Annotated in this window: 21 protein-coding genes; 13 read left to right on the top strand and 8 right to left on the bottom strand. The window is 42.0% G+C overall.

Annotated features, from left to right (window positions below):
* The first annotated feature begins 245 nt into the window (after positions 1 to 245).
* The 5 genes from A9Z07_RS05975 (at position 246) to A9Z07_RS05955 (ending at position 5,585) form a co-directional block, all read left to right on the top strand.
* Entirely contained in the window at positions 246 to 2,924 is a 2,679-nt protein-coding gene (locus tag A9Z07_RS05975) for a TonB-dependent receptor (protein ID WP_069577624.1), read from the top strand.
* 153 nt (positions 2,925 to 3,077) lie between these two features.
* Positions 3,078 to 3,794 carry an energy transducer TonB gene (locus A9Z07_RS05970; RefSeq protein ID WP_069577623.1) on the top strand — a complete coding sequence of 239 codons (717 nt, stop codon included), beginning with the start codon at positions 3,078 to 3,080 and terminating at the stop codon, positions 3,792 to 3,794.
* A gap of 40 nt (positions 3,795 to 3,834) precedes the next feature.
* A complete protein-coding gene (locus A9Z07_RS05965) occupies positions 3,835 to 4,710 on the top strand; it encodes a MotA/TolQ/ExbB proton channel family protein (protein WP_069577622.1) in 876 nt (291 codons plus the stop codon).
* An 11-nt stretch (positions 4,711 to 4,721) separates the two neighbouring features.
* On the top strand, positions 4,722 to 5,150 hold the full coding sequence (locus tag A9Z07_RS05960) for an ExbD/TolR family protein (RefSeq protein WP_005151095.1): 429 nt from the start codon (positions 4,722 to 4,724) through the stop codon (positions 5,148 to 5,150).
* Positions 5,151 to 5,165: 15 nt separating this feature from the next.
* Positions 5,166 to 5,585, top strand: coding sequence for an ExbD/TolR family protein (locus tag A9Z07_RS05955; RefSeq protein ID WP_069577621.1), 420 nt, complete (start codon positions 5,166 to 5,168; stop codon positions 5,583 to 5,585).
* Between the two features lie 75 nt (positions 5,586 to 5,660).
* Here the strand turns inward: A9Z07_RS05955 and A9Z07_RS05950 are convergent, their stop codons facing one another.
* The 7 genes from A9Z07_RS05950 to A9Z07_RS05920 form a co-directional block, all read right to left on the bottom strand.
* Positions 5,661 to 6,332, bottom strand: coding sequence for a hypothetical protein (locus A9Z07_RS05950; RefSeq protein ID WP_069577620.1), 672 nt, complete (start codon positions 6,330 to 6,332; stop codon positions 5,661 to 5,663).
* 311 nt (positions 6,333 to 6,643) lie between these two features.
* Positions 6,644 to 7,288 carry a dethiobiotin synthase gene (gene bioD / locus A9Z07_RS05945; RefSeq protein ID WP_069577619.1) on the bottom strand — a complete coding sequence of 215 codons (645 nt, stop codon included), beginning with the start codon at positions 7,286 to 7,288 and terminating at the stop codon, positions 6,644 to 6,646.
* Positions 7,285 to 8,037 (bottom strand): malonyl-ACP O-methyltransferase BioC, encoded by a 753-nt coding sequence (gene bioC, locus A9Z07_RS05940; RefSeq protein ID WP_069577618.1) that lies wholly within the window; start codon positions 8,035 to 8,037, stop codon positions 7,285 to 7,287. Before bioC ends, bioD begins: the two co-directional genes overlap by 4 nt.
* Positions 8,034 to 9,188 (bottom strand): 8-amino-7-oxononanoate synthase, encoded by a 1,155-nt coding sequence (locus A9Z07_RS05935; protein WP_069577617.1) that lies wholly within the window; start codon positions 9,186 to 9,188, stop codon positions 8,034 to 8,036. Before A9Z07_RS05935 ends, bioC begins: the two co-directional genes overlap by 4 nt.
* The gene (gene bioA / locus A9Z07_RS05930; protein WP_069577616.1) at positions 9,175 to 10,470 is read right to left on the bottom strand and encodes an adenosylmethionine--8-amino-7-oxononanoate transaminase; all 1,296 of its coding nucleotides are present in this window, start codon (positions 10,468 to 10,470) and stop codon (positions 9,175 to 9,177) included. The genes A9Z07_RS05935 and bioA overlap by 14 nt, the downstream gene beginning before the upstream one ends.
* A gap of 363 nt (positions 10,471 to 10,833) precedes the next feature.
* A complete protein-coding gene (locus tag A9Z07_RS05925; protein ID WP_069577615.1) occupies positions 10,834 to 11,556 on the bottom strand; it encodes an alpha/beta fold hydrolase in 723 nt (240 codons plus the stop codon).
* 16 nt (positions 11,557 to 11,572) lie between these two features.
* The gene (locus A9Z07_RS05920; RefSeq protein ID WP_069577614.1) at positions 11,573 to 11,929 is read right to left on the bottom strand and encodes a DUF6176 family protein; all 357 of its coding nucleotides are present in this window, start codon (positions 11,927 to 11,929) and stop codon (positions 11,573 to 11,575) included.
* A 135-nt stretch (positions 11,930 to 12,064) separates the two neighbouring features.
* Here A9Z07_RS05920 and A9Z07_RS05915 point away from each other — a divergent pair, with 135 nt between their 5' ends.
* Entirely contained in the window at positions 12,065 to 12,637 is a 573-nt protein-coding gene (locus A9Z07_RS05915; protein ID WP_069577613.1) for a peroxiredoxin, read from the top strand.
* 79 nt (positions 12,638 to 12,716) lie between these two features.
* On the opposite strand, the gene A9Z07_RS05910 is transcribed toward A9Z07_RS05915, so the two are convergent.
* Complete coding sequence (locus A9Z07_RS05910; RefSeq protein ID WP_004770853.1) at positions 12,717 to 13,676, bottom strand: LysR family transcriptional regulator; 960 nt, start codon at positions 13,674 to 13,676, stop codon at positions 12,717 to 12,719.
* A gap of 250 nt (positions 13,677 to 13,926) precedes the next feature.
* On the opposite strand from A9Z07_RS05910, the gene benA reads away from it, so the two are divergent.
* The 7 genes from benA to A9Z07_RS05875 all read left to right on the top strand — a co-directional run bounded on the left by benA (position 13,927) and on the right by A9Z07_RS05875 (position 22,059).
* Positions 13,927 to 15,309, top strand: coding sequence for a benzoate 1,2-dioxygenase large subunit (gene benA / locus A9Z07_RS05905; protein ID WP_069577612.1), 1,383 nt, complete (start codon positions 13,927 to 13,929; stop codon positions 15,307 to 15,309).
* Positions 15,306 to 15,806: a benzoate 1,2-dioxygenase small subunit gene (gene benB, locus A9Z07_RS05900; RefSeq protein ID WP_069577611.1), complete on the top strand. Its 501-nt coding sequence runs from the start codon at positions 15,306 to 15,308 to the stop codon at positions 15,804 to 15,806. The genes benA and benB overlap by 4 nt, the downstream gene beginning before the upstream one ends.
* Before the next feature lie 73 nt (positions 15,807 to 15,879).
* Positions 15,880 to 16,896, top strand: coding sequence for a benzoate 1,2-dioxygenase electron transfer component BenC (benC, locus tag A9Z07_RS05895; RefSeq protein WP_069577610.1), 1,017 nt, complete (start codon positions 15,880 to 15,882; stop codon positions 16,894 to 16,896).
* Positions 16,897 to 16,917: 21 nt separating this feature from the next.
* Positions 16,918 to 17,703 carry a benzoate diol dehydrogenase BenD gene (benD, locus tag A9Z07_RS05890; protein ID WP_069577609.1) on the top strand — a complete coding sequence of 262 codons (786 nt, stop codon included), beginning with the start codon at positions 16,918 to 16,920 and terminating at the stop codon, positions 17,701 to 17,703.
* A gap of 44 nt (positions 17,704 to 17,747) precedes the next feature.
* A complete protein-coding gene (benE, locus tag A9Z07_RS05885; RefSeq protein WP_069577608.1) occupies positions 17,748 to 18,941 on the top strand; it encodes a benzoate/H(+) symporter BenE in 1,194 nt (397 codons plus the stop codon).
* Positions 18,942 to 19,386: 445 nt separating this feature from the next.
* Positions 19,387 to 20,745, top strand: a complete 1,359-nt coding sequence (locus A9Z07_RS05880; protein ID WP_069577607.1) for an aromatic acid/H+ symport family MFS transporter — start codon at positions 19,387 to 19,389, stop codon at positions 20,743 to 20,745.
* Between the two features lie 45 nt (positions 20,746 to 20,790).
* The gene (locus A9Z07_RS05875) at positions 20,791 to 22,059 is read left to right on the top strand and encodes an OprD family outer membrane porin (protein ID WP_069577606.1); all 1,269 of its coding nucleotides are present in this window, start codon (positions 20,791 to 20,793) and stop codon (positions 22,057 to 22,059) included.
* Positions 22,060 to 22,072 lie beyond the last annotated feature (13 nt).

Raw genomic sequence — 22,072 nt, 5'->3', positions numbered from 1 at the left:
TTCATTTTAATGCATCATCTGTGAACCTTCATTTTGTAACTTTATGACAGCCTTCCACTCTCTTCATTATTTTTGGTTTTTTAATATTTAGTAAAAATATGAAAAGCTTATATATAAAAACTAAAACACTTTTACATAATTTATTCTACATTAAGCGAAATCTAAAAATAGGGCTTGGCACAGGTCTTGCTAAAACGGATTTATCTAATTTTAGAGTGGCAAACCATCTAGGGGTTCAATAAACAATGAAAAAAGCCAACTTCGCTGCACCAGACTTTACACAAAAATCGGGTAAAACCCTGCTTAAACTCAGTACATTGAGCTTAAGTATGCTATGCCTGACCATGGCACATGCGGCCGATACGGAAACCACCACTGAGGAAAAACCAACCAAGGTTGTTAAGGTCGCCGTAACAGGATCTTCGATCAAAGGCGTTGCGGCACAAAGCGCCTCGCCTATTACAATTATTAAAGCCGACGACCTTGCCAAGCAAGGGGTGACCACTGTTGAAGAAGCTTTAACCAAAGTCAGTGCTAACCAAGCTGGTTTCGCAACCGCCCAGAATGTGGGGGCAAGTAACACCGAAGGTTCATCGGCCAATTTACGTGCCTTAGGGACTGATAAGACCTTGATTTTATTGAATGGTCGCCGTTTAGCGTATAGCCCATTTAGTACATCAACGACTAACCTGAATATTATTCCAATGGCGATGGTTGATCGTATTGAAATCCTCCGTGATGGAGCTTCTGCAATTTATGGAGCAGATGCGATTGCAGGTGTAATCAACTTCATTACCAAAAAGTCCTTTGAAGGATTAAATATCAGCGCAGGTTTAATCCAGCCTGAAGAAAGTGGCGGTGATAAACAAGATGTCTCAATATTTGGTGGCTATGGGGATTTGGAGGAGCAGGGTTTTAATGTGATGGGCGTTATTGATTACCGCCGTTCAAATGACATCATGGCAAGTGATCGTAAAGCCAGTAAACGAGGCGGACTTCTTCCTGAATTAGGAATTGATGCAAGTTCAGCCAATGGTTTTCCAGCCAATTTTCGTGATCCAAAAACAGGAAAACTAGGCAATCCTTATGCAAATACTCAATGTAATAACGCTCCAAATACCGTTTCAGATGGTGAGCTGTGCTATCTAAATACGCAAGCATTGATCGGTATCGTTCCAAAATCAGAAACAATTTCTGCACTCGGACGCGGCACATTCAAATTAAATGATAATTTTAATGCCATTGGCGAATATATTTATTCACGTAACGAAGTGACCACTTCTATTGCTCCTGATGTTTATAGTCGTTCGGTTACACTTCCCTCAACAAGTCCTTATTACCCAGGAAATGGTATTACTCCTGCTGTCAGTGGTTTAAGTGGAGAACCTTTAGAACTTTATTTACGTTCACAAGCGGGCAATCGTATATCCAATCCTGTCAATGAATCACACCGAGCGCTACTTGCTTTAGAAGGTGAAGCGTATGGATGGGATATCAACACAGGTATTTCTTATGCCCGCAGTGAAGCAACAGATGGTTTTGCTGGTGGTTATCTCAATCAAAGCCAAGTACAAGCTGCTTTAAATGCAGGGAAACTGAACCCATTTGGTCCAAGTGCAGATCAAAATATATGGCAATCATTCGAAGTTAAGGGAGATACCAATAAAGGTACCCTAACTGCAACGACATTTGACTTTAATGTCAGTCGTCCAATTTATACCCTTCCCGCTGGCGATGTTGGTTTTGCATTGGGGGGAAGCTTTAGTTCTCAGGACTGGAAAGCAAATGTTAACTCAGAGATTGTGAGACAAGTTCCTGGAAGTGGTATTGATCCAGATAAACCAGAAAGTAAGGGTAAACGCGATATCACCGCCCTCTTTACTGAGCTACATATCCCTGTTACCAAAACACTAGAAGCCCAACTTGCTGCTCGTTATGACAAATACAGTGATTTTGGTGATACTTTCAATCCCAAAGTAGCTTTCCGTTGGGAACCTTTAAAACAATTAATGTTCCGCACCTCCTACAGTACAGGTTTCCGTGCACCAAGTTTGTATGACATCAATGCACCTCAAAGTAAAACCTATACAGGAGCAAAATACGATGATCCTGTGCTTTGCCCAAATGGACAAGCAATCTCAGACCAATATAAGACTGAATGTAATACGCAATTTTATCGTACTCAGGGCGGAACCAAAGGCTTACAACCCGAAGAATCTACCTCGATCACGGCTGGTTTTGTAGTAGAGCCGATTAAGAATCTGGTTTTCTCTGCCGACTATTACAACATCAAAATTGACGGTCTGATTAATAGTATTGGTGAAGCCATGATTTTTGGTGATCCAGAAAAATATGCAGATCGCTTCATTCGTGGAGAAGATGGCCGTCTCCAATATATCAATAGTGCATTAACCAATATGGGTGGGGTTAAAACCCAAGGGATTGACCTTGCCCTAAATTACCTCACTCCAATGACGGTAACAGGCCGCTTTGGCTTCGGAATCGATGGTACTTATATTATTAAATATGACCGACAAGAAGAAAAAGGTGGCGTTTGGGACAGCTATGCAGGCAAGTACGATGACCCTGCGATTTTACGCTGGAAGCATGTTGCAAATATAAATTGGAGCTATGAAAACTGGAAAATGGTATTCGAGCAAGAATTCTATCGAGGTTATAAAGACCAGAATGAAACGGGTGATGATAAATATGACAACCACCGTGTCAGTGACTATACCTTGTACAACGTTTCAGGAACCTATAAAGGCTTTAAAAATCTAGAGCTTACCGCAGGTATAAAAAATATATTTGATGCAGAACCATCAGCATCGAATGTATTAGACAACTTCCAATATGGTTATGACCCTCGCTATAGCGATGTAACAGGTCGAGCATATTTCCTGAGAGGCACCTACAAATTTTAATAAGTTTCTCCACTGCAACATAAATTGCTTATGTCGCAGTGGTTCACCGTAATCCTCTGATTCATCAAAAATTAAAGTGGTCTGCATCAGTTTTTGAATTGATGCTCTCCTCCAAACAACGATGAATCCATGATTGCAATTTCAGGAGTAATTATGGGCATCCCCTTTTCTGAGAATGAAAATCAACCTACCAAACGCCTGGTTGGCATTGGTCTGGTGTTATTTCTACATCTCATTATCGCCTATATTCTGATGACAAGTTTAGCGACCGACTTTACCAAGCCTGTCGATAAGCCTGTAGAACTACAGATTATTCAGGACATCAAACCACCACCCCCTCCAAAACCAGAGGAACCAAAACCAAAAGAAAAGCCACCTGAACCACCGAAAATGGTAGAGAAAGTGGCAAAAATGCCAGACCCACCAAAGCAGGTGGAGAAAGCCGCGCCTGTGCAAAAGCCGGCACCAGCGCAACCTACCCAACAAACAGCAGTTGCAACACCAACGCCTGCCCCCGCAGCAACAAGCCCGAGTCCAGTTGCAGCGCCTGTAGCATCAGCCGCGCCTACAGCTCCTGCCAAACCCACAGGGATTTCACGTGGTGTTTCCGAAGGTGAAGCGGGTTGTCAAAAACCTGAATATCCGCGTGAAGCCTTGATGAATGAGGAAGAAGGCACCGTACGTATTCGTGTATTGGTCGATGCCTCTGGCAAGGTGATTGACTCAAAAGTGAAAAAATCGAGTGGCAGTAAAAGTTTAGATAAAGCAGCGATTAAAGCCTATAGCCTGTGTACTTTTAAAGCAGCGATGAAAGACGGTGTACCACAACAAGAATGGTACGAAATCGAATATCCATTCACGATTTCCTAAATAAATGCATTGAATAAACAAATTTTTGGAGAATTTTAAGATGAAAAACACAGCAAAACGTATCTCACGAATCGCAGCAATTGGCCTCATCGCAGGTACCACCTTACTTCCAGTTACAACAGTGTGGGCAGATGAAACCACGCAAACCACAGCCGTCACCAGCGTCAGTACAGATGCTACAAACCAAGCGGCACCGACACCACCGCCATTACCAGCAACAGCTGAAAAAGTACACAACCCTTATGGTTTAGAAGCACTTTGGCGTGAAGGTGATTTAGTTGCAAAAACGACTTTATTTATCTTGGTACTGATGTCGATTGGCACGTGGTACATCATTCTGTCTAAAGTCTTTCAGCAAAGTAAAATCAAACGTCATGCCACGGAAGCGGAACGTAACTTTTGGGAAGCGGAATCGTTAAATAGTGCGGCCGACAGCTTAAATGCAAACAGTAGCTATCGATATATTGCAGAAAAAGGTATTCGCTCGACCAAACACCATGACGGCACTTTATTAGAACGTATTGATTTCAATACATGGGTGACCATTTCAATTCAACGCGCCATTGAAAAGGTGCAAAGTCATCTCAGTAATGGCCTAGCTTTCCTTGCAACAGTAGGTTCAACAGCGCCATTTGTTGGCTTATTCGGAACGGTTTGGGGAATTTATCACGCCCTTACTGCCATCGGTATTTCAGGCCAAGCGTCCATTGATAAAGTGGCTGGCCCTGTGGGTGAAGCATTAATTATGACTGCGATTGGTCTTGCAGTCGCGGTTCCTGCTGTACTGGGCTATAACTGGTTAACCCGTCGCAATAAAGCAGTCATGGACAATGTCCGTTCATTTGGATCAGACCTACACGCCGTCTTACTCAGCGGTGACTTAAACGGCAATCACCCAAACCGTGATTCTAAATAAGGAACATCATTATGGGCATGATGATAAATTCAGATCAAAGTGATGATGATGTTATTGGGACAATTAACACGACACCATTAGTCGACATCATGCTGGTGCTGCTGATTATCTTTTTAATCACAGTGCCAGTGGTCACACACACTGTTCCGGTAAAACTACCTGAAGAGAAAAATACGCCTTATGCCACGACACCACAAAATATTCAGCTTTCAGTGAATAAAACAGGCGATATTTTCTGGAATGAACAACATGTTGCAAATAAAGAAACTTTACTTGCTCGTTTACAGGCTGAAGCGCAAAAACGTCCACAGCCTGAAGTTCATATTCGTGGCGATCAACTGACCCATTACGAAGCGATTGATCAGGTAATTAGTACAACTCAGCAAGCGGGTATTGGCAAAATTGCATTTGTCACTACCCCACCTGCAACTTCGCCATAACAGGAGCAATCACACATGGGTATGAATGTGGGTTCAAAAAATGATGAAGAAGATGTGATGCTCGACGTCAACATGACACCTTTGATTGATGTCATGTTGGTGCTGTTGATTATGTTCATTATCACCATCCCGATTCCGAACAATGCCATTAACATCAACTTGCCAAATGGTACACCGCCGCCGCCAACAGATCAGAAACCACCAGAAACCATTAACCTACGTGTCGACGCACAAGGGCATATTTTCTGGAATGATCAAGCGGTGGCTGATCATCAGGCACTTAAGGTTTTATTCGAATCTGTGGCTCAAAAAGCCGATCAGGATCAAATTAAATTTAAACCTGATGCTCAAGCAGAATATAAAAATATTGCGATGGTGATGGCATTAGCTCAACAAACCAATGTCACTAAAATCGGCATTGTCAGTAATAACTAAAAAACGAGAACAATAAATTAAATCCAATAACCACAAACTTACTCCTACGCTAACAAGTTCGCTTGTTGGCTTTTTTTATTTTATTTCACTGATCACAATAGGAATCAACTTGCTGCTGACTTTATAGCCTTGTGGTTTGTTATTACAGGCATTGCCTGTGACTGTAGTCTGAACAACATAAGGCGAATAAGGCATCACATTTAAATAGCCTGAATTATCCCGACCAGTTCGGCAATCCTCTGCACCTAACTTGTCATCATAACGTCCTTCATAGGAAGATTCTTCGACCTCTGCAATCAGCTTACTCGCCCATTGATTTAAATAAACCAGACTTTTACTCGATTCAACTGTCCCCTGACCTGAACCTGCACTTTCAATTTCCACCAACTGAATCGGTTTACCTTTATACACGGTGGAATATACTGTGAAGCTATTCGATTGACCACCAAACGCTTTTAAGATTCGCGCCTGCTTGAATTTCGGACGGGTTAATACATAACCTCCCCAAAAGTTACGCCCTGCATTTTCAAAACTTACACCAGATAAATAAGCTTCTTCTCCTGAGATCAACTTCACTGCTTCAGTAGAATCAATTTGAATGGCTTGAGGTGGACTGGCATTTGAATCTTGTAAATTAGTAATCCAACTAATAATAGTTTTATCACTAGGTACAGCAGCATGGGATGCTGAGACTGTCATCAAAAAACCAAATAGAATAGATAGAGCAAATTTATTTTTCTTTTTCATTTGAGGCCTTACTTTTATTTAATCGAAACTCTCACATAAAATATGATACTCGGAAACGTCATCCACAACCTGCGTGAATTTTGCAATATATTATTTCTGCGAGATAATAAAAACAAAACCAAAAAGAGAACAGGTTTTGTGGATGACAATGCCTTTGCCTACTTTGGGCGAAACCAAAGTAGGGCGAACCTGAACGAAGTTGAAATATATTTCAACTGAAGCGCAAGACACAGTGGTTTATCCCTAACCTTAGCTTGAACTCGGCATGACTCCGTGAAGAGCCACTATTTTGATTCGAAGTGAAATTTAAGTTATTTAAACTTTTCCAATTCAATCCATTGAGCATCAGGAAAATGCTTTGCCAAATAAGCTTTTAGATAATCAGCCGTATCTTTTGAAATAATCGGGTCTTTCGACTCATCCTTTAAGTTATACACCAAAGCATGCAAACTCAAACCACGCTGCTTTAAAGCCTCTAAACTCAGTAAAGTATGATTGATACTTCCTAAACGCCCAGAAGTCACCAAAATCACAGGAAATTGATGCTGCACAATATAATCAATGGTCAACAGTTCAGTGGTTAAAGGCACCATCAAACCACCCGCACCTTCCAAAAGTACCACATCAAAACGCTGAGCAAGTTGTTTAGTCGCAGCTTCAATCTTGGCAAAATCTAAATCTCGCCCATCCAGACGCGTCGCTAAATGGGGCGAGGCTGGATACGTAAAAATTTCAGGCATGGTCAACTTTTCATGGTCTTCCTGAAACCAGCCACTGCCCATAATTTCACGATGTTTTTCGATATCTTCCGAGATCTCGATATTACCCGTTTGCACCAACTTTTGGGTAATAACGCGCTGCCCCTGTTCTGTCCAGAGCTTGGCGAGATAGCCTGTGGCATAAGTTTTACCAATCTCAGTATCAATACCACTGACAAAATAAATTGCTGCACTCATGCTGCTCTCCGCGCGATCACATAAATCGGATGATAAGTCAGGTGAAAACCCTGCTCATCATGAAACTGTTCATAATCTAAATAAAATTGTTGTAAGGATCGCTTGGTCCAGCGATGCGACTTTGCGGTTGCCGTTACACCTGTTGCCTTTAAATGCTGCAATATGGATTTGGGATGATCAAAATAACGCTGCTTATGATCTTGGTGCATGAACAGCACTTCAAAACCTTGTTGTTCAAGCTGCTGTTGCAAAGTATCCAAATCGTCATAATTTAACCCCTGTCCTGTTAATTGCTTAATTTCGGTTAAATTGTCAGGGCCGAAGGTAGAAAAACAAAAATAGGCATTCGGTTTTAACGCAGCATGAATCCGTTGTAATAAAGCAGGTAAATCAATCATCCATTGCAAAGCAGAACTTGAGATCACCGCATCTAATCCACTAGGTAATTCAAGCTGTTCAATATCACCGATTAACCAATTGATCTTGTCGACGCTTGAAAAATGCTGCTCAACATCGTCATACAAGTCATTTAAAAACAGTTGTTCAACTTGAAAATGAGACTGAAACAGATGGGTTAAATTGCCTGAACCACAGCCAATCTCAAGTACAGAAGCTAAAGATTGCGGACAATAGACTTTGAGATATTCAAATAGCTGTGCACTAATCTGCTTTTGTATGACCGCATGCTCAACATAGCTTTGTCCTGCTTTGGCAAAACGCTGCGCAACCAGTGCTTTATTGATGCTCACAAACACTCCACCAATTGTTCCAATTCATTTTTTTGTACCATAGACGTTAACGAGATACGTAAACGTGAACTATTCTGCGGTACGGTTGGTGGTCGTACTGGCATGGCATAAAAACCCTGTTGCTGCACATAGCGAGCTTTTTCAATTGCAGCTTGGCTTTCCCCGACAATAATCGGAATGATATGGCTGCTGGATGGACTTGAGAAACCTTTTGCAATCACTGCCTGCTGCAAATACTGACTGATTTCAGCCAAGTGCTGACGCTGTTGTTGCATGTTCAGCACTTTATTAAAGATAAAATCAGACCACGCCATTGAAATTGGCGGCAATGCGGTACTAAAAATCAGTGGACGCATTTTATTGATGAGATAGTCACGGATAATTGGATCACAAATAAGATAACCACCCACCGAAGCAATCGCTTTACCGAAAGTTCCCACCAGAAAATCAATCTGATCCAGTACGCCATATTGTTCGGCACAGCCAAGTCCTTGCTCACCTCTTACGCCGATGGCATGCGCCTCATCCACATACAACATGGTTTTAGCAAAGCGTTGTTTTAGCTGAGCCAATGCCGCTAAATCAGTCTCGTCACCATCCATACTAAAGATACTTTCAGTCACCACAATAATGCGTTCAATTTGCTCATCTTGATGATACTTCTGCAATAATTGTTCCAGATGCTGCAAATCATTATGTCGGTAACGTACATATTGAGCGGTTGATAATCGAATCCCATCAATCATACTGGCATGCACTAATTTATCAGCCAGAATCAAAGTTTTACTATCCGCCAAAGCAGGTAGGATGCCGATATTCATGTGATAGCCACTGTTGAATAATAAGGCAGCACGACCAAATGCTTTGCTTAGGCTATTTTCAAATTGTTCATATTCTGCAAAATTGCCAGTCAGTAAGCGCGACGAAGATGAACTAAATAGCGCTCGTTCGATTTTCAATGTATCGAGAAATTCTTCTCTTAAACTTAAATCTGCGGCCAAGCCCAAATAATCATTGGATGCCAAATTCAACATGGTCCGATCTTGGATGGTAATCCACTTTCCCTGCTGTTGATTTGAAGTAAATTGACGAAAATTCCCTTGTTGTTTGAGCTGGTCAAGCTGCTCGGCATAATGATCAAGCAAGGACATTGGCATTATCTCCCTGCATGCTTTTCACTACTTCAATCAGCTGTGCTAATAAATAGTGTAGTTCATCATTGCTAATCACATACGGCGGCATCACATAGACCAATTTTCCAAATGGTCGTACCCAAATGCCACGTTCTACAAACTGTTGCTGTAAGGTTTTCATATCAACATTGGCGGTTAACTCCACCACCCCAATCGCACCTAAAACCCGTACATCTGCAACATGGTCAAGCTGAGCTAAATCCGTTAATTGTTCAGCCAGAATCTTTTCAATCCGTTGAATATTCGCTTGCCAATCTTGCTCTACCAATAGTTGAGTACTTCTTAAAGCAACCGCACAGGCCAGTGGATTTGCCATAAAGGTTGGGCCGTGCATAAATACACCCGCTTCACCACGACTGATGGTTTCAGCTACCTGCTTGGTGGTTAATGTTGCGGATAATGTCATATAGCCACCAGTCAAACCTTTACCGATACACATAATATCGGGTTCAACTTGTGCATGTTCCCAAGCAAACATTTTACCTGTACGCCCAAAGCCTGTTGCGATCTCATCAAAGATCAACAATAAATTATATTGCTCACATAAAGCTTTGGCTTGACGTAAATATTCAGGATGATAAAAACGCATGCCGCCCGCACCTTGTACAATCGGCTCAATAATCAGTGCAGCAATGCTATGATGATGCTGTTCAATCTGTTGTTTCAGTTCCTGAATATCTTGAGGATTCCATTCTCCATCAAATCGGCTTTGTGGCGCAGGCACAAAAATTCGATTCGGTAAACTTGTACCAAAAATCTGATGCATCCCTGTGACTGGATCACACACCGACATCGCATTCCATGTATCGCCATGATAACCAGAACGCGTGGTAATAAAGTTAGTTTTGGCTGGTTGATTCAGTGCTGTCCAGTATTGAACTGCCATTTTTAAAGCGACTTCAACTGAAACCGAGCCTGAATCTGCGTAAAAAATCTTATCTAAACTTGGTGGCGTAATCTTTAATAATAATTTGCCTAATTCAATCGCTGGTTCATGAGTCAGACCACCGAACATGATATGCGCCATTTTCTGTAATTGATCTGAAACCGCTTGGTTCAGTTCAGGATGGTTATAGCCATGAATCGCACACCACCATGATGACATGCCATCAATCAAGGTTTTTCCATCCTCTAGTTCGATGGTCGCACCATAGGCACGTTTGACTTTAAAGGTTGGCAGTGGATTTAACATCGAAGTATAAGGATGCCATATATGTTCTAAATCAAATAAATCGGTCATCCTTTACCTCATTTGCTGCTATTTCAAAATTTACCATTTGCCTGATCACACTTTTCGATACTCGGAAATGTCATCTGCAACCTGAGCAAGCCAAAGCGATTAAAGCTTTGGCATAGCGCAAGACAAACGATGTGCATAGTTCACACTTAAGCAAAGCTTTCGCCTTGCGGTACTGCAAAGATTCTTAATCTTTGCAGTACCTCAGGTTTTGCCTACTTTTCCCAAAAGAAAAGTGGGTCGCCGAAGGCATATCCTGAAAATGGATGAGGACTCGGCACGATTCCGTTAGATCTATAAAATAGGTTTTATCTTAAACTTGTCAAAATCTAAAATAAATTGCGAGAACTCTCAATTCAAACAAGATTAAACCTTCTCATTCAGAAAATCCTCAATTATTTGCACAGTCCGCTCAACCATAAAGCATGGAAAACCATGCGAAGCCCCTTCAATAGAAACAACAGATAAATTCTTTGCAGCTAAATTATCAACATTCTGCACAACTTGGTAAGGAACTAATGCATCATGCTCAGCAAACACATGCAACTGTCTACCCTGATTATTTTTATACATTTCAACCAGATTTAATTGCTCCAGCAACTGTAACCCATCCCGAAGCGATGCAATCGGTTGTGGATGAATCAATTTTTGCATTGCCAAGAAATCTTTTTTTGCCGAACTTGCGCCTTGACACACCAATAAGCCAAATCGTTTTAAAGTGCTAATCGCATCCTGTTCAAATGACTGCTTGAACTGCATAAAGGTTTCTACAGGCATGGCTGCCGACCAATCCGGTTGAGCAACAAAACATGGATTCGAGGCTAAAGTGATTAAAACTTTCTGTTGAGCATATTGTTGTTGTATCTGATTGACCAAGATGGTTGCCAGTTGCCCGCCCAGTGACCATCCAATAATCACATCAAATTTCACTGCAAGTTCGACATGCTGTTGCAACATGTCATCATCCAGCGCATTAAAGATATTAATCCGCCCAACCACATGTCCCTGTTTCTCTAAAGCCTCATGTAACGGTTTTAATAATTCGGCACCACCGCCCCATCCTGTAATCAGTAAAATCTTTTGTTCCACACTGTTGCCTAATTATTCAAACTTGCTCCGAAGTATAACCTGTTTCTTTCTCATCATTATTTTCCAAATCGATCAATAATCTTGTTGGAATGACTTGTTCCCAATGCTGTTTAAATTGCTGATGATATTTATCAACTTCAAATGAACTATTTTTCGCGACCTGTTGCGCCTGAGCAATATCTTTAGCTCGCGTATAGGCAAGTAAATAATGTTCTCCATTCAACTCAAGTTGAAACCACGATTCCACTTTCACACCTTCAGCTTGAAGCGTTTGAATTGCTTCTGCTTTGCGTTTTTCAATTTCTTGCTGCCAAGCCTCAACCTCTGCCTGTGTATTTGTTTTTAATTTAATAAGAACCGCACCAACATCCATTGATTTTCCTTTTCTTTTTAAATAATCATTCGATTTCAATATATAAAACAGATCAAAATCCTGTAAAGAATTTTCTAACACATACAATTTCTAAATTTGCTAAAGTAGATGCTATTACACTTTGAGATCAGCACAATGAATACGATAAAGTCCAAAGTTCTTGTTCTATGCAGTTCACTTTTTTTATTAAGTACGCCAAGTCTAAGCAACGCACAAAGCACTTTATTTTCAAAGCAGGATACTGCTCAAAAAGAATGGGTTGGACAATCAGCTCCTGACTTTAGACTGCAAGATCAAAGTGGCAAATGGCATACCTTGAATCAATATAAAGGCAAATGGGTGGTGCTGTATTTCTATCCTAAAGATAATACAGCAGGCTGTACGCAGGAGGCCAATCAGTTTAAATCACTGTATCCACAATTTTCAAAATCAAATGCTGTAGTACTGGGTGTCAGTCTGGATGATGTCGCATCCCATCAAAAATTCTCAGAAAAACTCGGTTTACCGTTCCCAATTCTTGCAGATGATAAAGGCGAACTTGCAACTAAATTTGGTATTGTTCGAAACTTGGGGATTGCTAAAATTGCCAAGCGGGAAAGCTTTTTAATCAATCCTCAAGGCGCGGTGATGTATCACTACACCAGCGTTAATACACAGACCCACGCTGATCAGGTATTGAAAGATTTAAAAACATTACAAAGCAAATAATTGCTTCAAAGATCTTGAGTCAATTTCTGGATTAATCCTATGCCTAGTTTTTTTAAAGACTAGGCATTTTTATACGCATTTAAAAATCAATCCCAACCGAATCATCAATGGGGTTCTGATCAAGTGTAAATACAGTCCGTTGATATGGAATACCTTCCAGATCATAGACCTGATAAACACAATCAAATAACAGCTGTAAGTCTTCGCTACGATCCATTGCCCGTGCAGTCAGAAAAATTGGGCTGACCGCGCCATTGTCCAGAATCGGAATATAATTTAAATGAGGAAAACGAATAGTATCGGCACTGGCAGGAATCACACACAAGCCTTCACCCGCTGCCACCAGACCTAAGGCCAGCTGGATTTCACGCACTTCATGCATATTTTTCGGCACCAAACTATGCTCGGCAAAGATATTCAGCAGTTGAGTCGAAAAATTAGGCTTTGGAGAGGTAGGATACATAAACATCTTTTCATCAATCAGATCAGCCAGATAAACCCCTTCCGTCCGCTGCGCTATCGGATGGCTGGTATGTGCTGCCACAACCAAGCGCTCTTTACGCAACAAAATCCGCCTGACTGCTGGATCACTAATCCGCAAACGCCCAAAGCCCACATCAATTCGACCTTCTTTTAAAGCTTGCAACTGCTCCGTGGTGCTCATTTCCACCAGTTGAATATTTAAATGCGGTTGTTGCTGCCGAAACAAATAGATGATTCGGGGTAACAATCCATACAGTAACGATCCCACAAAACCAATCGTGACACTGCGATCGATCAGTCCAATGCGTTTCGCCATACTCTTAATTTCTTCAGCATTAGACAAAAGTTTAACGGCGTGCTGATAAAAGAAATGCCCAGCAGGTGTGGTCTGTAAGGGGCGACTTCCTCGCTCAAACAATTGAATACCCAGCTCACCTTCCAGATTCTGGATCTGTCGGCTCAAAGGCGGTTGAGCAATAAATAATTTTTCTGCTGCTTTGGTAAAGCTTTGTTCTTCAACAACGGCAACAAAATACCGTAAATGACGTAATTCCATGCGGTTTCCATACCTTTAAGATATATAAAAATATAAATTCAGTCTTAGACAGAGTTTACTCATTCTTTTAAGGTATAGACAAGAGATAAACCGATGAAATATGAATCGCCCCCGCTGAGATTGCTGCCCCGTATTCATCATTATCGGTTCAAGTGAAAAGACTCTCACAGAATTTAACCCTTTAGGATATCGAGATACTTTCGAGAGCATCTCGATGACTTCCACAGATTTGGAAAGTCGGAGAACGGACATGCCACGTATTCCTGTAATCAATACCAGCCACCTTGACCGTATTGATGAGCTACTTGTAGACAATATCGACACAGGTGAATTTAAACTTCATCGCTCAGTGTTTACCGATCAAGCCTTATTTGATCTCGAAATGAAATACATCTTCGAAGGCAATTGGGTTTATCTTGCGCACGAAAGCCAGATTCCCAATAACAACGATTTCTACACCACCCATATTGGTCGTCAACCGATCATTATTGCCCGCAATCGTAATGGCGAACTGAATGCCATGATCAATGCCTGTTCACACCGCGGCGCACAACTCTGTCGTCATAAACGCGGTAACAAGGCAACCTATACCTGCCCTTTCCACGGTTGGACCTTCAATAACTCAGGCAAATTACTCAAAGTCAAAGATCCAAGTGAGGCAGGTTATTCAGATTGCTTTAATCAGGATGGTTCGCATGACCTGAAAAAAGTCGCACGTTTTGAGAATTACAAAGGCTTCTTGTTTGGCAGCCTCAATCCAGATGTACCTTCGCTTGAAGAATTCTTGGGTGAAACCAGCAAAATCATCGACATGATTGTTGATCAATCTGATCATGGTTTAGAAGTGCTACGCGGCACCTCCTCTTATACCTATGAAGGTAACTGGAAACTAACCGCTGAAAATGGTGCTGATGGTTATCACGTTTCAGCAGTGCACTGGAACTATGCCGCAACCACGCAACACCGCAAAGAAACCCAAGCTGCCGATAACATTCGTGCCATGAGTGCTGGCTCTTGGGGCAAACAAGGTGGTGGTTCTTATGGTTTTGAAAATGGTCATATGTTGCTATGGACACAATGGGCCAATCCTGAAGATCGTCCAAACTTTCCGAAGGCAGAAGAATATACCGAGAAATACGGCGCTGCCATGTCGAAATGGATGATCGAACGCTCGCGCAACTTATGTCTCTATCCAAACGTGTATTTGATGGATCAGTTCGGTTCACAAATTCGTGTATTACGCCCTATTTCAGTCGATCGCACTGAAGTGACGATTTACTGTATCGCACCGAAAGGTGAAGCCCCAGAAGCACGCGCACGTCGTATTCGCCAGTATGAAGATTTCTTTAATGCCTCAGGCATGGCTACCCCTGATGATTTGGAAGAGTTCCGTGCCTGTCAGGCAGGTTATGCAGGCATCACGCTGGAATGGAATGACATGTGCCGTGGTTCAAAACACTGGATTTATGGCCCTGATGATGCGGCCAATGAAATTGGTCTGAAACCGATGTTGAGCGGAATCAAAACCGAAGATGAAGGCTTGTATCTGGCGCAACATCAATACTGGCTGCATACCATGAAACACGCCATTGTCGCAGAGAAGGAAATCGCAGCTCAAGGAGAAAACGCATGAGCAATCAAGACAAAACCAGCTTGGAAAATATTGCCCAGTTTCTCTATCGTGAAGCACGTTTTTTAGATGATGAACAATGGGATGACTGGCTGAATTGCTATGCCCCAGAAGCCAGTTTCTGGATGCCCGCTTGGGATGACAATGATCAACTCACCGAAGATCCGCAGTCAGAAATCTCACTGATTTATTACCCAGATCGTCAAGGTTTGGAAGACCGCGTATTCCGTATCAAAACTGAACGCTCCTCTGCCACCATGCCTGATACCCGTACTTGCCACAATATTGCCAACGTTGAGATCGTAGCACGCGACGGAGATAAACTCACGGTTCGCTTCAATTGGAATACCTTGAGCTTCCGCTATAAAACTACCTATAGCTACTTTGGCATGTCACGTTATGTGATTGATTGTTCGGGTGAGGAAGCAAAAATCCTGAGCAAATATGTGGTGCTTAAAAATGACTATATCAATCAAGTGATTGATATCTATCACCTCTAAAAGAATAGGTCTCCTCAGTCAAACGGACTGTTGGCTGAGGTCCCAAATTTAAATTATTTTTGTAGGATCTCTCATGTCAAACCACAATGTAGCACTTCAATTTGAAGATGGTGTGACACGTTTTATTAGTGTCGCTCAAGGTGAAACCCTATCCGATGCAGCTTATCGTCAAAAAATTAATATTCCTTTGGACTGCCGTGACGGTGCCTGCGGTACCTGCCGTGCCTTCTGTGAATCTGGCAGTTACGACATGCCAGAAGAAACGTATATTGAAGATGCCTTGACGCCTGAAGAAGCGGAACAAGGTTATATTCTGGCATGCCAATGTCGCCCAAACTCAGATGCAGTCTTTCAGATTCAGGCCTCCTCTGATGTCTGTAAAACTGAAATTCATAGTTTTCAAGGGACTTTGGCCCGCATTGAAAATCTATCTGATTCCACTATTACCTTTGATATTCAACTGGATGAAGGCCAGCCTGATATCCATTTCCTTGCAGGACAATATGTCAATGTTGGCATTCCAGCAACAGGTGAAACCCGTTCATATTCCTTTAGTTCCAAGCCGGGTAACCGTTTAACAGGCTTTGTGGTTCGTAATGTCCCAAACGGCAAAATGAGCGACTTCTTGAGTAAAACCGCACAAGCTGGCGACAAGATGACCTTTACAGGACCATTCGGTAGCTTCTATCTGCGTAATGTAACTCGTCCTGTACTGATGCTCGCAGGCGGTACGGGCATCGCTCCCTTTATGTCGATGTTGCAGGTACTGGAAGAAAAAGGCTCAACCCAACCAATCCGTTTAGTGTTTGGCGTGACCAACGATTTTGATCTGGTGGCTTTGGAAAAACTAGCAGAATTACAAGCGAAATTCCCTTGGTTTGAATATCGTACGGTGGTTACACATCCTGACAGTCAACATGCGCGTAAAGGCTATGTCACAGGACATATTGAGACTGAATGGCTAAACAAGGGCGATGTCGATATTTATCTGTGTGGCCCTGTGCCAATGGTCGAAGCAGTCCGTGGCTGGTTAGATGCTGAACAAATCAAACCTGCCAATTTTCTGTTCGAAAAGTTCTCTGCGAATTGATGATTACTGGAGAATTAACTTATGTCTCAAGCACAAAGATTTAAGCATAAAGTGGTGATTGTGACTGGCAGTGCTCAAGGCATTGGCCGTGGAGTTGCATTACAACTGGCTGCCGAAGGTGCGCAACTGATTCTGGCAGACCGTTCTGATTATGTCGAAGAGGTATTGACTGAAGTAAAAGGATTGGGGGCTGATGCCATCACCATTCAAACCGATCTTGAAAGCTTTGCGGGTGCACAAAACATCGTTACCAAAGCAATTGAACATTTTGGTCGAGTCGATGTATTGATCAACAATGTCGGTGGCGCGATCTGGATGAAACCTTTTCAGGAGTTTTCGGAAGAGGAAATTATCAAGGAAGTGAATCGCTCGCTATTTCCAACACTTTGGTGTTGTCGAGCCGTAGTGCCCGAAATGATCAAGCAACAGGCGGGTGTGATTGTAAATGTTTCATCGATTGCGACTCGCGGGATTAACCGTATTCCCTATTCGGCAGCTAAAGGCGGCGTCAATGCACTGACGGCATCGCTGGCCTTTGAACATGCCCAAGACGGGATTCGCGTCAATGCCATTGCCACAGGTGGAACTGAAGCACCGCCTCGCAAAGTGCCTCGCAATAACAATCCACTCAGTCAAAATGAAAAAGACTGGATGCAACAAGTCGTCGACCAAACCATAGACCGTACATTTATGGGCCGTTATGGCAGTATTGAGGAACAGGTAAAAGCCATTGTTTTTCTTGCATCTGATGATGCATCTTATATCACTGGCAGCGTCATCCCAGTGGGAGGTGGAGATCAGGGTTAGTCCTGATCTTTTTCGTTTCAGATGTGCAAGGAGGCCATCATCGAATGACAACTTTACTCAAAACATTAAAACAAGATTGGTCTATTTCAGCTACGGTTGCAGGCTTTCTTGCCGTGCTAATTTCTTATTCTGGCCCACTGATCATTTTCTTTCAGGCAGCGCAACGCGCCAATGTCTCCACCGAAATTATGGTTTCATGGATTTGGGGCATTTCCATCGGAGCAGCAGTTGCAGGGATTTATCTCTCCATTAAATATAAAACACCCGTTATTACCGCATGGTCTGCACCGGGGACGGCGTTATTGGTCACGTTATTTCCTGACATTTCATTGAATGAAGCAGTCGCGGCCTATATCACTTCTGCAATTGTGATTTTTCTGATTGGCATTACAGGCTATTTCGACAAACTACTGAAATGGATTCCTCAAGATGTTGCTGCGGGGATGATGGCAGGTATCCTGTTCCAGTTCGGAATCAATCTATTTACTGCTTCAGATAGCATGCCTTTGATTGTGTTTAGCATGCTGATTGTATTTCTGATTGCAAAAAGGCTGATGCCTCGCTATACCATGATCTGGGTATTGGCAGCTGGGATTTTACTCAGTTTATTTTTGGGAAAAATGAATCCTGTTGAAGTCAGTTTTGATCTGGCGATTCCACAATGGATCAGCCCAGAATGGTCATGGAACTCCACCTTAAATCTGGCCCTGCCCTTGATTCTGGTCAGCCTGACAGGTCAGTTTTTACCAGGTATGGCGATCATGAAACTGAGTGGTTATGACACGCCAGCCAAACCCATTATCAGCGCAACCAGTATTGCCTCTTTAGCGGTTGCCTGTGTTGGCGGTATTACCATCGTCCTCGCCTCGATTACCGCGGCTTTGTGCATGGGCAAAGATGCACATGAACTGAAAGAAAAGCGTTATATCGCAGGGATCGCCAATGGGATTTTTTATATTCTGGGCGGACTGTTTGCTGGCAGTATTGTCATGCTGTTTAGTTTATTGCCAAAAGAACTGGTTGCAGCTTTGGCAGGCTTAGCCTTACTGGGAGCGATTGCAACCAATATCATGGCTGCGATGCAAAATCCTCAACACCGTGATGCTGCACTGATTACCTTTCTCGCTACCGCTTCTGGGATGCATTTTCTAGGCTTAAGTTCGGTGTTTTGGGGGATCTGTATTGGCGTTATTGCTCATCTTATTCTCACACCAACCAAGCATGCAGCTTCGACTTAACAACTAAATTACACTTCTTACGCTCTATTTTTCCAGAAAACTCAGCTTAGACGTTTTCTGGATTTTTGCATTTAAAAAGCAAAACTCAAAAATAATTAATCCGAAGATAAAACGAATTTCATCCAGTATTTTAACGCTTGATAAAATAACCCGATCATTGAATAAAAACATTATTTATTCATTAATGATTATTCATCCAAAAATATCTAAAAACACCACTTTAAAATGACCAGCATTCTCGTATTTTAATATTTCACACCAATTTACCATTTTATATGTCAGCATAAAAATAAAAACTAAAACCAATATTTTTCAAATATTTAAGCAATATAAATCACAATACTTTAATGACATAAAGATATATCAATTAGGTTTTTGACTCCGACCCAATAACAAAATAGCTTAATAAAAAATAACCTGTACTTCACAAATCGGAGGTGAAGCAATGGATACAAACAAGGTCAATATTAATGACATTATTGATAAAGCCCGTTTTTCGGCTTTTCATTGGAAAGTCTTAATTTGGTGTTTAATCATTATTATTTTTGATGGATACGATCTGGTGATTTATGGTGTGGCACTGCCCTTACTGATGCAGCAATGGTCACTGACTGCCGTGCAAGCTGGATTGCTAGCCAGCGCAGCCTTATTCGGAATGATGTTTGGTGCCATGATTTTTGGCACACTCTCAGACAAACTGGGCCGTAAAAAAACTATTATGATCTGTGTCACCTTATTTAGTGGATTTACCTTCCTCGGTGCTTTCGCCAGTAATCCAGTTGAATTTGCAATTTTACGTTTTATTGCAGGCTTAGGTATTGGAGGTGTGATGCCAAATGTCGTGGCTCTGATGACCGAATATGCACCTAAAAAAATTCGTAGCACTTTGGTCGCACTGATGTTTAGCGGTTATGCCATTGGTGGTATGAGCTCTGCCTTACTTGGGGCGTGGCTGGTCAAAGATATGGGCTGGCAAATCATGTTTTTAATTGCAGGCATTCCACTGTTACTGTTGCCTGTGATCTGGAAGTTCCTGCCTGAATCTCTGGCATTTCTAGTGAAATCGAATCATCACGATCAAGCCAAAATGATCGTCACTAAAATTGCACCTGAAACTGAATTAACCAGCAATACACAACTGATTCTCAATGAAAGTACCACCACCGAGGCACCTGTCCGTGCACTGTTTCAACAAGGTCGTACCTTTAGTACTTTCATGTTTTGGATTGCCTTCTTTATGTGTTTATTGATGGTCTATGCCTTGGGAAGCTGGTTACCAAAACTGATGTTACAGGCAGGCTATTCTTTGGGTGCCAGTATGTTATTCCTGTTTGCACTGAATATTGGAGGTATGGTGGGTGCGATTGGCGGCGGTGCACTGGCAGATAAATTCCATTTGAAACCTGTAATTACCAGTATGTTCGTGATCGGCGCAGCTGCCCTGATCCTGCTTGGTTTTAATAGTCCACAATTTATTTTATATAGCTTGATTGCGATCGCTGGTGCCGCAACCATTGGCTCACAAATTCTCCTGTATACCTTTGTCGCTCAATTCTACCCGACGGCATTACGCTCAACAGGTATGGGCTGGGCTTCAGGCATTGGACGAATTGGTGCCATCATTGGCCCTGTCTTAACGGGTGCCTTGCTCACCTTTGAACTGCCTCACCAAATGAACTTTCTCGCGATTGCCATCCCGGGCATTATCGCTGCACTTGCCATCTTTATGGTCAATTTAAAAGCCTCAGTGGCAGCACAATCTGCACCGAACTTTAATACACAAGCTTCACTGACTCAGCAATAAAAATAAGTGCGCCGAGGACTGGCGCACCAACATTGGATATGGATTATGACTTTATTACCACGCTTTAAACCATATGGCTTAACAGTCTCTACACTACTTGTGATGGGGAGCTTTTACAGCCCGCTACTCGCTGCCGCAGAAGCGACTCAAACTGCTCAAGATGAATGGAAGTTTACCCTGAAGAATGCTTATATCAATCGAGACTTTGATAATCCTAATCTCAAAGATACAGGCAGTTGGTCACAAGCAGCATCCTTATTTTATAAATCCAAAATGCAGGAGACACCACTTCAGATCGCAGATAAGCCGATCACCATTGGTGCAGATGCTTCGGTCCAATATGCAGTGCGTTTGAGCCAAGATAAACATGTCGCTGATACAGTCCTGCCCTTTGACGTTCAAACACAATCACAGGCATCTGACTATTTAAAATATGGCGCAACCCTGAAACTAGGTTATGACAAAACCTTATTAAGTGTGGGCGAACTCTGGCTAGACTTACCTGTAACTGCGGTGGATGCCAGTCGCCAGTTACTCACCTCTTATTGGGGGACAAATTTAAAATCGCAAATTTCTGATCAGTTGTATGCGGAAATCGGTCGGGTTGAAAAAGTGTCACCCCGCAACGAAGAAGATTTTAAAAAGTTCTCCTTTACCGCGAATGGCAAAACCGTTTACTCGGATGGTCTAAATTATCTGGATCTACGTTATCAAATCACACCATCATTGAAGGCAGAATACTATTTTGGCAATTTAGAAGACTTATACAACAAGCATTATGTTGGATTAGAACATCAATGGAAACAGCCTAATTTTAGTCTCAGTTCTAAGTTTAAATATTTTAATGCCAAGAATGATGGTCACAACTTCGATATCGATGCTCAAAATATTGGTTTGCTTGAAATGCTGAAAGTGAATAACCAGTCTTTTGGTTTAGGTTATCAACAAATTATTGGTGAGTCGGCTTATCCCTTGCCTGATGGTTTTCTGCCTGAAACCTATTTTATCAACTGGAATGCGACGGGTTTCTTTAAAAAGAATGAAAAGTCTTATCACCTGATGTATGGCTATGATTTTAAAGATTATGTGCCGGGCCTAAATGCAATGGTGAAATATGTCTATGGACATGATTTTAAAGCTGCCAATGGTGAGAAAAATCATGAATCTGAGTCCAATCTCATTCTCAACTATGCATTCCAACAACCTTATCTTAAAGGTGTTTCGCTACAATACATCCGTATTGATTATGATGTAAAACATGGCAATGACTTTGGTGAAGATCGCCTATTTGTGAACTACAGTAAAAAGTTTTAAACCTTCATTTCAG

Source organism: Acinetobacter sp. YK3 (assembly GCF_001729365.1).
In the GTDB taxonomy this organism is placed as follows: Bacteria; Pseudomonadota; Gammaproteobacteria; order Pseudomonadales; family Moraxellaceae; genus Acinetobacter; species Acinetobacter vivianii.
This window is presented reverse-complemented; position numbering and strand designations above follow the sequence as displayed.